A 13,860-nucleotide genomic window follows, 5' to 3' on the forward strand; every position below is an offset into this window, starting at 1 on the left:
GCAGTCCCGGCCCGCGCATCCTGCCAAGGCCTTGAGGTTTTGCAGGACCCCAGCGCGCCGCCGCCCCGGCCGGCGGAGGGGTATCCTGCGGAGGTGATGAGGCTTTCCGCCCGTGCTCAACATCGATATCGCCAAGCGCGTCTACGACCGGACCTGGAAGCTGGACCCGATCGTCCGCAGCCTGCTCGACACCGACTTCTACAAGCTCCTGATGCTGCAGCCGATCCACGCCCGGCACGAGCGCGTCCGCACCCGCTTCTCCGTCATCAACCGCACCAGATCGGTCAACCTCGCCTCGATCATCGACGAGGGCGAGCTGCGCGACCAGCTCGACCATGCCCGCACCCTGCGCTTCACCAAGCGCGAGCTGATCTGGCTCGCCGGCAACACCTTCTACGGCCAGCGCCACATCTTCCGGCCCGATTTCCTCTCCTGGCTGGAGGACTTCCGCCTGCCCGAATACGACCTGCGCATCGAGAACGGCGACTACGTGCTCGAGTTCGACGCCCCCTGGGCCCAGGCCACCATGTGGGAGGTGCCGGCGCTCGCCATCGTCAACGAGCTGAAGTCGCGCGCCGCCACCCGGGCGCTCGGGCGCTTCGAGCTCGACATCCTCTATGCCCGGGCCAAGGCCAAGCTCTGGTCCAAGATCGAGCGGCTGAAGAAGCTGCCGGGGCTGCGCATCTCCGACTTCGGCACCCGGCGGCGCCACAGCTTCATCTGGCAGAGCTGGTGCGTCGAGGCCATGAAGGAGGGGCTCGGCGGCGCCTTCGTCGGCACCTCCAACGTGCTGCTGGCGATGAACAACGACCTGGAATCGATCGGCACCAACGCCCACGAGCTGCCTATGGTCTATGCCGCGCTCGCCGGCGCCGATGACGCGGCGCTGCGCGCCTCGCCCTACAAGGTGCTGGAGATGTGGAAGGACTTCTACGACGGCAACCTCCTGATCGTCCTGCCCGACACCTTCGGCACCGCCGCCTTCCTCGAGCGCGCCCCCGACTGGGTGTCCGACTGGACCGGCATGCGCCCGGATTCCAAGCCGATCCACGAGGCCGGCGAGGAGATCATCGCCTGGTACCGCGCCCGCGGCCGCGACCCGCGCGAAAAACTGATCATCTTCTCCGACGGCCTCGACATCGACAGCATCGAGGCCGCCCACAAGGCGTTCGCGAACCGCATCCGCATCAGCTACGGCTGGGGCACCAACCTCACCAACGACTTCCGCGGCTGCGCCTCGCGCCCCAACGCGGTGCTCGACCCGATCTCGCTGGTCTGCAAGATCATCACCGTCGACGGCATGCCGGCGGTCAAGCTCTCCGACAACCTGGCCAAGGCAACCGGCGAGCCGGCGGCGATCGAGCGCTACCTCGAGGTCTTCGGCCAGAGGGGGCGCACCGAGCAGGCGGTGGCGGTGTAGCGGCGCCCTCTCTGCGGGTCACCCGGCTCGCCGGACCGTACCTGGCGGAACGGTCCGGAGCCTTCGAGGCTATCCCTTGATGCGCCAGCTGCGCATCCGCTCCAGCGTGTGCTCGAAGGAGACGATGCCGGCGTCCGAGCCGAGGCCGGTGGCGACGAGGCCGGCCGCCGCCTGGGCGAAGCGCACCGCCTGCTCGGGATCCATGCGATGGTGCAGCGCCGTGATGAAGCCGGCGTCGAAGGCGTCGCCGCAGCCGGTGGTGTCGGTCACCTCGATGTCGTAGGCGGGCGCCTTGATGCGGGTGCCGTCGCGATGGGCGTAGTAGGCGCCCTCGCCGCCGAGCGTGAACACGCAGCAGGTCGCGCCGGCGTCGAGATAGTAGGCGGCGCAGTCCTCCACCGTCGAGCGGCCGGACATGTCGCGCGCCTCCTCGATCGAGGGCATGAAATAGTCGATATGCGGCAGCAGCGGCAGGACGAGGCCGACGGTCTCGCGGCTGGCGGCGATGAGGTCGAAGGTGACGGTGCGCCCGCGCTTCCTGGCCTCCTCGAGCAGGATCCGGCTGCGCTCGCCGTCGAGCCGCTTCAAGAGGCCCGTGCCGCCCAGATGCACGATCGGCGCGTCGAACACCTGGTCGTAAAGGCTCTCGGGCACGTCGAAATGGTCGGAGGCGCCGCGCACATGCAGGGCCGGGCGTTCGCCGTTCGGCCGCACGTTGAGGATGGTGGCCGAGGTCGGCACGCCGGCGAGGCGCTGCATGGCCGAGACGTCGACGCCGAACTTGGCGAGCGTCGCCAGCACGAAGTCCGCCTTCTCGTCGTCGCCGACCGCGCCGACCGCCAGGCTCCGGAGGCCGAGCTTGGCGGTGTCGACCACGGTGCCGCCGGCGGTGCCGGCGACGGTGAGCCGGATCTCGTCGATGAATTCGACATTGCCGCGATCCGGGATCCGGCTTACCGGCCGGCCGAGGATGTCGAGGATGTAGAGACCGATGACGGAAACGTCGTAGCGCATGGTTCTGTCCCGCTGGTGCCCGGTCACGGCGCGACGCGCGTGCCGTCGGCAAAGATCATCAACCGTGCTCGCGGCACGGACAAATGCACGGTGCCGCCCGGCGCGACCGGCGGCACGCCTTCGGTGTTGACCTTGACCAGCACGTCGCCGATCCGGGCCTTGGTGAGGTAGCGTCCCGCGATGCCGATCGCCTGGTCGGTGAGGATCGCCGGCACAGTGTCCGGCCCGGCTTCGCCCTGCATGCGCACCAGCTCCGGCCGGATGCCGACGGTGACGGCAGCCCCGGCCTTGAGGCCGCCCGGCGCCGGCAATGCTTCGGTCAGGATCGCGGCGCTGATCCGCCCCTGCGCCACCGTGGCCGGGATGAAGTTCATGCCGGGATTGCCGAGGAACCAGCCGCCGAACTCGGTGGTCGGGTTGTTGTAGAGTTCCTGCGGCCGGTCGTACTGCACGATCTTGCCGCTCTTCATCAGGGCGATGCGGTCGGCGAGCGTCATGGCCTCGGTCTGGTCGTGCGTGACGTAGACGATGGTCTGGCGCAGGCGCTGCGTCACCGCCTTGAAGGCGCGGATCAGCGCAAGCTTGGCGTTGACCTCGACATTGGTGGTCGGCTCGTCGAACAGGACGATCTCGGACTGCCGGGCCACCGCGCGGCCGACCGCCACCTTCTGGCGATTGCCGGCGTCGAGGTCCTCGATATAGGCGTTGGCGAGGCCGCGGATGTCGAGCACGTCGAGGACCGCGTCGACGCGGGACTTGCGCTCGGCGGCCGTGACCGCCCGGTCGTACTGCAGCGGCAGGGCGATGTTCTCGGCCACCGAGAGGGTCGGGTACATCACCGGATACTGGAACACCATGCCGACATTGCGGTGGCGCGGCGCCAGGTGCGTGACATCGCGCCCGCCGAACAGCACGCGCCCGGAGGTCGGGCGCTCGAGCCCGGCGATGATGCGCATCAGCGTGGTCTTGCCGCAGCCCGAGGGGCCGAGCAGGCAGGCGACTTCGCCGTCGGCGAAACGCATGGCGACGTCGTCGACGGCGTTGAAATCACCGAAGCGCTTGACGACGTGGTCGATCACGATCTCGGCCATGGCCTCCTCCTCACGCCGTGCCCGGCCGGAACGCCAGCCGCCGGCCGCTGGACGCCTCGAACAGCATCAGCGCCGCCGGTTCCACCGTCAGCGCCACCGTGCTGTCGAAGCCCGGCGTCGCCTGGCCGGAAAGCGGCAGGCTCAGCGTCAGCGACTGCCCGGCGGCCTCGACATAGATCACCGCCTCGCCGCCCAGATCCTCCACCAGCCGGACCCGGCCGTCGAAGTCGATGCCGCCGCCCGAGCCGAGCCTGAGCGCTTCCGGCCGGAGGCCGACCAGCACGTCCGTCGCCGGCAGGCCGTCGGCCAGGGACAGCGCCAGCGGGCCGGCCTCCACCCGGTTGCCGCGCACCTTCCCTGGCAGCAGGTTGGCATGGGGGAAGCCGATCAGGTCGAGCGAACGGGCGTGGCCGGGGTCGTGGTAGATGCGTGTCGCCTCGTCGTGCTCGACCACGCGGCCCTGGTCGAAGACGGCCAGGCGCTGGGCCATGGTCAGGGCCTCGAGCGAGTCGGAGGTGGCGTAGACGAAGGTCGCTTTCAGCTCCTCGCGCAGGCTCTTGAGCTCGTCCATCAGGCGCTCGCGCAGCTTGTAGTCGAGGCCGACCAGCGGATCGTCGAGCACGAAGACCTCGGCGTCCTTGAGCAGGCCGCGCGCCACCGCCACACGCTGCTTCTCGCCGCCGGAGAGCTGGTTCGGCGTCTTCTTCATCAGATGCGTGATCGACAGGATGCCGGCTGCCCGGTCCACCCGCCGGGCGATCTCGTCCTGCGGCGCGCGGGCGAGCGTCATGGGATAGGCGATGTTCTGATAGACGGTGAGGTGGGGGTAGAGCGCGAAGCTCTGCGGCACATAGCCGATCGCCCGCTGCGCCGCCGGCAGGTCGGTGATGTCGCGCCCGGAGAGCAGGATGCGGCCGGCATCGGGTTTCTCCAGCCCGACGAGCAGGCGGAACAGCACCGACTTGCCGGACTTGGGCGGCCCGCACAGCACGGTGAAGCTTTGCGGCACGACGTCGAGCGTCAGCCCGTCGAGGGCGCGCTTGCCGCGATAGGCCTTGGAAAGGGACTGGAAGGAGAGTGCCGACATCACCGCCCCATCTGCGACAGCACCGGCACCAGGGCGATGCCGATGGAGAAGACCGCCGCCACGATCGCCAGGATCACCACGATCAGCACGGCGCTGCGGCCGAACGAGGCGTCCTTGGGCAGGTTGCCGACGGCGATCTGCAGGAAGGTGCCGATGACCAGCACCGTGAGGCCGACCTTGAACAGCGTCACGTCGTAGCGCTGGCCGATCAGCACGATGCCGACGAGCAGCGCCGTGATCAGCACGCGCTCGGCGCGTTCGGGGAAGGAGCGGGTGTGTTTCATGTCAGAGCCTGACCATCCGTCGGCGGTTGAGGATCGGCGAGGGATTTTCGTCGATCCGGAAGGAGCCGATCGCTGCCAATATCGCGGATATTGGCGAGATCGGCGACGCGCCGGGCGGCGGGAAGACCCGCCGAGCCGACCCGCGGACTGATGGCCAGGCTCTCATACCTCGCCGCGCACCGTGCCGAAGGTCATGCCGACCAGGAGGTATTTCTGGAACACGTAGATGAACAGGATCGGCGGGATGACATAGATCGTCGTCAGGGCGGAGATGAAGGTCCAGTTCAGGCCGCCGTCCGAATAGGTGCCCACCGCCAGGGCGTAGGGGATGTTCTGGGTCGAGACGCCGCCGATGATGAAGTTGAACAGGAACTCGTTCCACACGAAGATCAGGTTGAAGATGAAAGCGGCGATCAGGCCCGGCTTCACCTGCGGCAGCACCACCTTGAAGATGACGTGGAACCACGAGCCGCCGTTGACGATGCCGGTCTCGTCGAAGCGCACGGAGACGCCGTCGAGGAAGCCCTTGAGGATCCACACCGAGAACGGGATCGAGAACATGGCGTAGAACAGCACCAGCCAGAGGTGGCTGTCCTTCCAGCCGAAGCCCGCATACATCAGGTAGACCGGCAGGATCACCGCCGGCCCCGGCAGCATGCGGATCGACAAGAGCAGGAACATCAGGAAGTCGGTGCCCTTCGGCTTGAAGCGCGAGAAGCAGAAGGCGGCCAGGAACGACACCACCACGGCCAGGACCACCGCCACGACCGACAGGAATACCGAGTTGAACATCTGCAGCAGCAGGGACTGCCGGCCGAACAGGTCGACATAGTTCTCCAGGGTCGGCGTGAAGAACAGCTTCGGCGGCACGGCGAGGATGTCGTCGCGCGTCTTGAACGAGGACAGCACGATCCAGCCGATAGGCGCCGCGAAGAACAGCGCGACCAGCCAGAGCACGGCGTAATAGGCGTAGTCGCGGATCCTGGCGGCGGTCATGCCTGCCTCCGGCGGCGCAGGTTGAGCACGAAGATGAAGGCCGAGGTCATGGCGATGGAGATCAGGAGGAGCAGCACCGAATAGGCCGACGACCAGCCCATGTTGAAGCTCTCGAAGGCCTGCTTGTTGAGCTCGATCGCCACCAGCCGGGTCTGCTGGCCGGGCCCGCCCTTGGTCATCGGGATGATCAGGTCGAGCGTCTTGAAGCTGTCGATGGTGCGCAGCAGCACGCCGAGCATCAGGATGAACTTGCCGTGGTGCCAGATCACCAGGGTCAGCCGCCGCGGCCAGGGAATGCGGTCGATCTCGGCCGCCTCCAGCTCGGCCGCCGGAACCGAGCCGAGGGCCGCCAGCGTCATCAGAGTCATGAACGGCGTCCACATCCAGCAGTCGACCGCCAGCACCGCCCAGTAGGCGGTCCTGGGGTCGCCGATGAAGTTGATCGGCTCCGTGCCGAAGAGGCCGCCCAGGATGGCGTTGAGCACGCCGAAGGTCGGGTCGTAAATGAAGCGGAAGAAGGTGCCGGTCGCCACCGGCGTCAGCACCATCGGCGCGAACAGGAGGGTCAGGGCGATGCGCCGGCCCGGCATCGCCTTCGAGCCCCAGAACAGGAAGCCGAGCAGCGCCCCGAGCACCGTCTGGATGCTCACCCCCAGCCCGACGAAGGCGAAGGTGCGCGACAGGTCGAACCAGATGCCGTTGCGGTTGTTGAAGATCTGGACGAAATTGCGGAAGCCGACGAACTCGGGCGGCATGCCGCTGGTCAGCGAGTAGTTGTAGAAGGACAGCCCGAGCAGCCACAGCGTCGGGATCGTGTTGAACACGATGAAGAAGATCAGCACCGGCGCCAGCAGCGTGGCGACGAGGGTGCGGCGGTCATCCGTGAGGCGCGAACGCCCCGTGCGGGACGGGTGGGACATGACGAGCCTTCATCGGTTCGGCCGGGTCGAAGCATGATGCCGCACGCCCGGCGCAGCCGAAGCGGCGCCGGGCGGCGGATCGCGGCGCGAGGCCGTCAGAGCGAGACGCTGGAGCACATCCCCGTCGGCTCGGTCTTGGCCGTGCCGGAATCGTAGAGGATCTGCTGCTGCTGGCAGGCGATGTAGTCGAGCGCCTGCTTGGCGCTCTGGGTCTGGCCGGTGAGGAAGGAGGTGAAGCCTTCCTGCTGCACGGCCAGCATCTCCGAATATTTCGGGTCATGCCAGAAGTCGCGCGAGCGGCCGGGTTCCAGCATGAACTTGTAGGCCCGGTTCCACGGGTTGATCGAGTCGAACTCGGGCTTGGACAGGGTGGCCTTGTCGCAGGGGTTGCCGCCGCGCTTGGCATATTCCAGCGTGGTCTCGGGCAGGTACCACCAGTTCATGAAGTCGATGGCGACGCGCATCTTCGCCTCGTCGTTGAAGGCGTTGATCACCCAGGGCTGGCCGCCCATGGTGTAGACGCGCTTGGCCTCGGCGCCCTTGCCGTGCTTGGGCGGCGCCACCACCATGACCTTGTCGCGGTTGGCGTCGTTGATCATGGCCAGGCCCACCGCCGCCCACTGGAAGCAGGAGAACACCTTGCCCTGCTGGAAGACGTCGATCTCCTCGGCGATGCCGAAGTTCGTCGCGCCCGGCGGCTGGTACTTCAGCCAGTGCTTCATCTGCTCCAGCGCCTTGGCGTTGGCGTCGGTGTTGAGGATGCCCTCGACCTGGCCGGTCTTGGGGTCCCAGATCTCGCCGCCCTGGCTCCAGATGAAGGGGTAGAGGAAGCAGGTGGCGAAGTCGTAGACGCGGCTGTTCTGCATCGCCGTGCCCCAGAGCTGCTTGTCGGGTCGGGTGAAGAACTCGGCGACCTTCTCGAACTCCTCCATGGTGAGGGCTTCGAAATCCTCGAAGGTCTGGGGCAACTTGGCGTTGTACTTGGCCTCGAACGCCTTCTGCTCGGCCGGATCGGCCAGCATGTCCTTGCGGACATAGAGGGCGATGGTGTCGCCTTCCTGCGGCAGGCCCCAGACGTCCTTGCTGCCGTCGGGATAGGCCATGTAGGTGTCGGGCACCGTCTGCGAGTACCAGTCGAGCTGCAGGCCCTTGTTCTGGGCGATGACGTCGTTGAGCTTGAGGATCCAGCCGGCCTTGGCGAAGGCGCCGATCCACTGGGAGTCGGAGATGATGATGTTGTATTCCTGGCTCTTGGTGGCCAGGGACGTCGCCGCCTTCTGGAACAGGTCGGAGAACGGCGCCTCGGCGAAGCCGAAGCTGACGTCGTAGCCGTACTTCTCCTTCACATAGTCGGCGAACAGCGGCGACATCTTCACGCCGAGCGAGGACGGCAGCCAGCCGGCGATGCCGAGCACGTTCATCTCGATCTTCTTGCCGGCGAGCGGGTGGGCTTCGGCGGCCTTGAGGCGGTTGATGAACGGGGCGCCGACGACGCCGGACAGGCCGAACGCCGCCGCGCCCTTGAGCAGCGTGCGGCGCGGCATCACCAGGCCCGAACCGGGGCCCATAGGAATTCTGGTCATAAGCGTCCCTCCTCGACAGCGTTCCTGCTGTGTTTCCCAGGGCCTTTGCGGCCCCTTTCCCGGTCCGGCATCGCCCGGCGCCCGCGGCGTCGACCGCTCCGTCGTATTGCGACATAATTCAAATCATGTACAACAAATGTCAAGATGCCGGCATGGCACGGGCCAAGGGGGCAAGACGAGGCAGATGCGCGAGAGGGCCGAATCCATCCCCCTGCAGTTTCGGGACGACCTCCTGCTCTGGGCCGGCTGGCTCTACGTGCATGACGGCCTGACCCAGAACGACATCGCCAAGGTGATGGGCATCTCGCGCGCCACGGTGAACGGCTATCTCGCCGAGGCCCGGACCCGCGGCATCGTCAGCCTCAGCATCGAGCCTGCCCGGCTCGGCGGGCTCAGCATCGCCCACGCGCTGAAGCAGCGCTTCGGCCTCTCCGAATGCATCGTCGTCCCCGAGGACGACGGCAGCCGGCCGCTGACGCGGCGGCTGGGCGAGGCCGGCGCCGGGGTGCTGCGCAGCCTGCTGCGACCGGGCGACACCCTCGGCGTCGCCTGGGGCCGCACGGTCATGGCCATTGCCGAGAGCATGGGCAACGTCGCCATCCCCGACCTGTCGGTGATCCAGGTGACCGGCGGCACTACGGCGACCTTCGACTTCTCGCCGGAGCGCTGCGCTTCCAGGCTCGCCGAGCCGCTGGGCGCGCGCTGCATCAGCCTGACCGCCCCGGCCATGGTCTCCTCGGCGGGCGCGCGCGACATGCTGATGGCCGAGCCGATCCTGCGCGAGCAGTTCGACCTGCTCAGGCGGGCCGACAAGGTGGTGTTCGGCATCTGCACCACCCGCCCCGACAGCCTGATCGTCACCAGCGGCCTGATCGGTCCGGCCGCGATGGCCCGTTACCATGCCATGCGCGCCACGGCCGTCGTGGCCGGCCGCTTCATGGACGACCACGGCAAGCCGATCGGCGGCGAGGCCGATGCGCGCATGATCGGCCTCAGCCTGGCGGAGATCCGGCGCATCCGGACGCGGATCGCCGTCGCCGGCGGCCCGGACAAGGTCCCGGCCGTGCTGGCCTGCCTGCGCGGCGGCCATGCGACCGTGCTGGTGACGGACGCGGCGACCGGCCGCGGCGTGCTCAAGGCGGACGAGGCGCCGGAAGTCAGCGAACCGCCGCGCAGCGGCAGAAAGATCCAGGCCATGGGAGGCACGGTGATGCGAACCAAGAAACTGATCAACGACCCCAGGAACATCATCGAGGAGATGCTCGAAGGCGTCGTCGGCGCCCATCCCCGCCATGTCCGGCAGCTGCCGGACAGCCCGCGCTCGATCGTCGCCGTCGACGGGCCGCGGCCCGGCAAGGTCGGCCTTGTGATCGGCGGCGGCTCCGGCCACGAGCCGACCTTCCTCGGCTTCGTCGGCCGCGGCCTGGCGGATGCCTGCGCCGTCGGCAACATCTTCGCCTCGCCGCCGCCGGACCCGATCCTAGAATGCGCCAAGGCGGCGAGCGGCGGCGCCGGCGTGCTCTTCATGTACGGCAACTACACCGGCGACGTCATGAACTTCGACATGGCCGCCGAGATGGCGGCGATGGACGACATCGAGGTCAGGACGGTGCTGACCACCGACGACGTCGCCTCCGCCCCGCCGGACCAGAAGGACAAGCGGCGCGGCGTCGCCGGCAACTTCTTCATTTTCAAGGTCGCCGGCGCCGCCTGCGACAAGATGTGGTCGCTGGAGGAGTGCGAGCGCGTCGCCCGCAAGGCCAACGCCAGCACCTTCACCATGGGCGTCGCCCTCTCGCCCTGCTCGCTGCCGCACACGCTGCGCCACAATTTCGAGATCGGCGAGAACGACATGGAGATCGGCATGGGCATCCACGGCGAGCCTGGCATCGCCCGCGAGCCGCTGCGCTCGGCCGACGAGGTGACCGACGAGATGCTCGAGCGCATCTTCGCCGAGCTGCCCTCGCGCAAGGGCGACAAGGTCGCCGTGCTGGTCAACTCGCTCGGCTCGACCCCGCTGATGGAGCTCTACGTCATCAGCCGGCGCGTGCACCAGCGCCTGGCCAGCAAGGGCATCGGCGTGCACGCCACCTGGGTCGGCAACTACTGCACCTCGCTGGAGATGGCCGGCGCCTCGGTCAGCCTGATCGCGCTCGACGACGAGCTGACCGGGCTGCTCGACCATCCCTGCGACTGCGCCTCCTTCCGCGCCGGCTGACCGCCGCCCCTCCCCTCGCTTTCCGGGATCCCCGCCATGACCGACCTCACCGCCGCCGACCTCGTCGGCATGTTCGATGCCATCACCGCCGCCATCGAGGCCGACAAGGAACGCCTGTCCGAGCTGGACGGCGTGATCGGCGACGCCGATCACGGCGTCACTATGGGCATCGGCTTCACGGCGGTGACGCAGGCCCTAACGAAGCTCGACGCCGCGGCCGCCGACCCGGCGCTGGTGTTCAACACCGCGGCCAAGACCTTCCTCAATGCGGTCGGCGCCTCCACCGGCCCGCTCTACGGCACCGCCTTCATGCGGGCCGGCGCGGCGCTGAAGGGCCGCGCGAGCCTCGACCGCGACGCCATGGTCGCGGCGATCCTCGCCATGGTGAAGGGCATGCAGGACCGCGGCAAGGCCGAGCGCGGCGACAAGACCATGATGGACGCCTGGCTGCCGGCGGCCGAGGCGATCGAGGCCGCGCGGGCCGCCGGCGCGCCGCTCGCCGACTGCCTCAAGGCCGCCGCCGCGGCGGCGGCCGAAGGCGCGGAAGCGACCAAGACCATGATGGCCTCCAAGGGCCGCGCCGCGCGCCTGGGCGAGCGCGCCCTCGGCCACATGGACCCCGGCGCCGCCTCGGCGGTGGTGATCCTGGAGGCGATGGCCGCCAGCGTGGGGTGAGGCGGGAGAGCCGGAACACGTGCTTCCCTTGTCGACTGGATGCAACCTCGCCGCCGTCATGGCCGGACTTGATCCGGCCATCCACGCGCACGCCAACGACGCAGAATCGGGTGACGCCAGCCCCTCGGTCGCCATGTTCACTGACGAGATCACCCGATCTCACCGGCGAACGCGCCGCTCCCATCATCGGGCCTGGGACGAGACGCGACGAGCGGGCAATCGCCGGCGTGTCAGGCGAGTCCCTCGTAGAGATCCGAGCAGTCCGGGTTCATTGCCAGGATGAGCCGGACCTTCCAGGCCCGAGGCCAGTGCTTGAGGGTGCTTTCACGCTGGATGGCATCCCGGATATCGTCGAACGGCTCGTGCCAGACCAGCCGCTTGAGACCGTATCGCTGCGTGAACTCCGAACCCCGCCCCTCGCGATGCGCGAAGATGCGCTCGGGCAGGTTGCCGGTAACGCCGGTGTAGAGCGTACCGTTCGGGCGATTGGTCATGATGTAGACGTGGCCGGCCATGGCCGAAGGATCCTGCGAGGCGGCGAGGAACGCAACAAGGCTCCTCGTCATTCGGCCAACGCCATGTCCGGGGCGGGCCTCACCGTCTTCACCCCTTCGTCCCTGCCGCGAGCGCGTGGATGGCCGGATCAAGTCCGGCCATGACGGCGGAGAGGGCGTCGCCCTTCCCAGGAACGACATGGTCCGGCCCTATCTCAGCGCCTATGGGCTTGATCCGGCCAGGACCGCCAAGGTGGCGTGCTTGTCTCCGGGCCGCGCCTGAGGCGGCCCGTGGGGCAGGACCGTTATCCCGCCGCCCTCTCCAGCCAGCCCAGCCCCTCGACCGTCCCGGCCGCGGGCCGGTACTCGCAGCCGACGAAGCCGGCATAGCCGAGCCGGTCCAGCGTGGCGAACAGACGGAAATCGTCGAGCTCGCCGGTGCCCGGCTCGTTGCGCAGCGGCACGGAGGCGACCTGGACGTGGCCGATGACCGGCATCAGCGCCTCCAGTCCGCGCGTCACGTCGCCATGGATGATCTGGCGGTGGTAGATGTCGAACTGCAGCTTGAGGTTGGGCAGGCCGAGCTCGTCGACGATGCCGGCGGCGATGCCGAAATCATTGAGGAAGTAGCCGGGCATGTCGCGCCCGTTGATCGGCTCGATGACGATGTCGATGCCGTGCGGCGCCGCGGCGGCGCAGGCATGGCGCAGGGCGTCGCGATAGGAGGCCCCGGCTTCGGCCGACGCCGCGGGCGCCAGGCCCGCCATCATGTGCAGCCGCTTCGCCCCGGCCGCCAGCGCGTAGTCGAGCGCCCGGGCCACGCCGGCGCGGAACTCCTCGCGGCGCTCCGGCAGGGCGGCGAGGCCGCGCTCGCCCGCCGCCCAGTCGCCCGGCGGCAGGTTGAACAGGGCAAGCTCGAGCCCCTTCGCCCGCAGCCGCTCCGCGATCGCCTCGGGCGCATGCTCGTAGGGGAACAGGAATTCCACGGCGGTGAAGCCGGCCGCGGCGGCAGCGCCGAAACGGTCGAGGAACGGCGTTTCGCCGAACATCATGCTCAGGTTGGCGGCAAAGCGCGGCATCGCGTCACTCCTTGGCGGCGGGAAGCTCGAGGCCGGCGATCCGGGCATAGAGGCGGGCGACGGAGGCATCGTCGTCCTTGCCCATGCCGGCGGCGGCGGTCATCAGGAACAACTGCAGGGCCGAGGCGGCCACCGGCGTCGGGAACGTCTCCGAGCGCGAGATGTCGGCGACGATGCCGAGATCCTTGGTGAAGATCTCCACGGCGCTGCGCGGGCTGTAGTCGCCGTCGAGGACATGCGGCACCCGGTTCTCGAACATCCAGGAATTGCCGGCCGAGGCGGTGATCACCTCGTAGACCTTGGCGAGGTCGAGGCCGAGGCGCCGGGCGAAGGCGATGGCCTCGCAGGCGGCGGCGATGTGCACGCCGGCGAGCAGCTGGTTGACGATCTTGAAGGCGGCGCCGACGCCCGCCTCGTCCCCGAGCAGGTAGAGTTTGGCCGCCATGGCGTCGAGGACCGGGCGGGCCCTGGCGACGGCCTCGGGCCGGCCCGAGGCCAGGATGGTCAAGGCGCCCTCGGCCGCGCGGGTGGCGCCGCCGCTGATCGGCGCGTCGACATAGAGCCGGCCGGCCGCCTCGACCGCGGCCGCCAGGTCCCGGGCCCGCTCCGGCGCCATGGTGGCGCAGGAGACGACCGCGGCTCCCGGCTTCATCGCCGCCAGCACGCCGCCTTCGCCGAGCAGCACCTGCCGGGTCTGGTCGGCATTGACGACGACGATCACCACGACATCCGCATCCGCGGCGGCCGCAGCGGCCGACGCGGTTCCGGCGCCGTGCGCGGCAAAGCGCGCCACCACCGCCGGCCTTGTGTCGAAGCAGGTCACGGCGAAGCCGGCCCGCGCCAGCGACTGGGCCATGCCGAACCCCATGGATCCCAGGCCGATGACGCCGACCCTGGCCGGCGCCGCCTCGCTCGATGTCATGTCCGTCTCCCCCGGCGCCGCAATCATCTCTATGCTAGCGCTGTCATGATTCAGACCTTGCAATGACAGCGCTAACA

At 68.7% G+C, this 13,860-nt stretch carries 13 protein-coding genes; 3 read left to right on the forward strand and 10 right to left on the reverse strand.

All coding sequences use genetic code 11. The annotated features are described in order from the left end of the window. The first annotated feature begins 112 nt into the window (after positions 1-112). Positions 113-1,420 (forward strand): nicotinate phosphoribosyltransferase, encoded by a 1,308-nt coding sequence (pncB, locus tag AC27L4_RS14585; RefSeq protein WP_487142957.1) that lies wholly within the window; start codon positions 113-115, stop codon positions 1,418-1,420. Positions 1,421-1,489: 69 nt separating this feature from the next. On the opposite strand, the gene AC27L4_RS14590 is transcribed toward pncB, so the two are convergent. The 7 genes from AC27L4_RS14590 to AC27L4_RS14620 all read right to left on the reverse strand — a co-directional run bounded on the left by AC27L4_RS14590 (position 1,490) and on the right by AC27L4_RS14620 (position 8,395). Beyond that, positions 1,490-2,434: a carbohydrate kinase family protein gene (locus AC27L4_RS14590; RefSeq protein ID WP_487142958.1), complete on the reverse strand. Its 945-nt coding sequence runs from the start codon at positions 2,432-2,434 to the stop codon at positions 1,490-1,492. Positions 2,435-2,457: 23 nt separating this feature from the next. After that, on the reverse strand, positions 2,458-3,525 hold the full coding sequence (locus AC27L4_RS14595; protein WP_487142959.1) for an ABC transporter ATP-binding protein: 1,068 nt from the start codon (positions 3,523-3,525) through the stop codon (positions 2,458-2,460). A 10-nt stretch (positions 3,526-3,535) separates the two neighbouring features. Then, complete coding sequence (locus tag AC27L4_RS14600; protein WP_487142960.1) at positions 3,536-4,612, reverse strand: ABC transporter ATP-binding protein; 1,077 nt, start codon at positions 4,610-4,612, stop codon at positions 3,536-3,538. Then, entirely contained in the window at positions 4,612-4,896 is a 285-nt protein-coding gene (locus AC27L4_RS14605) for a hypothetical protein (protein ID WP_487142961.1), read from the reverse strand. The genes AC27L4_RS14600 and AC27L4_RS14605 overlap by 1 nt, the downstream gene beginning before the upstream one ends. A gap of 162 nt (positions 4,897-5,058) precedes the next feature. Beyond that, positions 5,059-5,892, reverse strand: coding sequence for a carbohydrate ABC transporter permease (locus AC27L4_RS14610; RefSeq protein WP_487142962.1), 834 nt, complete (start codon positions 5,890-5,892; stop codon positions 5,059-5,061). Beyond that, positions 5,889-6,812: a carbohydrate ABC transporter permease gene (locus AC27L4_RS14615; protein ID WP_487142963.1), complete on the reverse strand. Its 924-nt coding sequence runs from the start codon at positions 6,810-6,812 to the stop codon at positions 5,889-5,891. The genes AC27L4_RS14610 and AC27L4_RS14615 overlap by 4 nt, the downstream gene beginning before the upstream one ends. A 95-nt stretch (positions 6,813-6,907) precedes the next feature. Then, positions 6,908-8,395 (reverse strand): extracellular solute-binding protein, encoded by a 1,488-nt coding sequence (locus AC27L4_RS14620; RefSeq protein WP_487142964.1) that lies wholly within the window; start codon positions 8,393-8,395, stop codon positions 6,908-6,910. 184 nt (positions 8,396-8,579) lie between these two features. On the opposite strand from AC27L4_RS14620, the gene AC27L4_RS14625 reads away from it, so the two are divergent. Both AC27L4_RS14625 and dhaL read left to right on the forward strand, forming a co-directional pair. After that, a complete protein-coding gene (locus AC27L4_RS14625) occupies positions 8,580-10,613 on the forward strand; it encodes a bifunctional sugar-binding transcriptional regulator/dihydroxyacetone kinase subunit DhaK (protein ID WP_487142965.1) in 2,034 nt (677 codons plus the stop codon). A 36-nt stretch (positions 10,614-10,649) separates the two neighbouring features. Continuing rightward, positions 10,650-11,288: a dihydroxyacetone kinase subunit DhaL gene (gene dhaL / locus AC27L4_RS14630; RefSeq protein ID WP_487142966.1), complete on the forward strand. Its 639-nt coding sequence runs from the start codon at positions 10,650-10,652 to the stop codon at positions 11,286-11,288. A gap of 230 nt (positions 11,289-11,518) precedes the next feature. Here dhaL and AC27L4_RS14635 read toward each other — a convergent pair whose 3' ends face one another. The 3 genes from AC27L4_RS14635 to ltnD form a co-directional block, all read right to left on the reverse strand. Next, entirely contained in the window at positions 11,519-11,854 is a 336-nt protein-coding gene (locus AC27L4_RS14635; protein WP_487142967.1) for a GIY-YIG nuclease family protein, read from the reverse strand. Between the two features lie 233 nt (positions 11,855-12,087). Further along, the gene (otnI, locus tag AC27L4_RS14640) at positions 12,088-12,861 is read right to left on the reverse strand and encodes a 2-oxo-tetronate isomerase (RefSeq protein ID WP_487142968.1); all 774 of its coding nucleotides are present in this window, start codon (positions 12,859-12,861) and stop codon (positions 12,088-12,090) included. Between the two features lie 4 nt (positions 12,862-12,865). Continuing rightward, on the reverse strand, positions 12,866-13,783 hold the full coding sequence (gene ltnD / locus AC27L4_RS14645; protein WP_487142969.1) for an L-threonate dehydrogenase: 918 nt from the start codon (positions 13,781-13,783) through the stop codon (positions 12,866-12,868). Positions 13,784-13,860 lie beyond the last annotated feature (77 nt).

It is taken from the genome of Labrys sp. Lb11 (assembly GCF_057554225.1).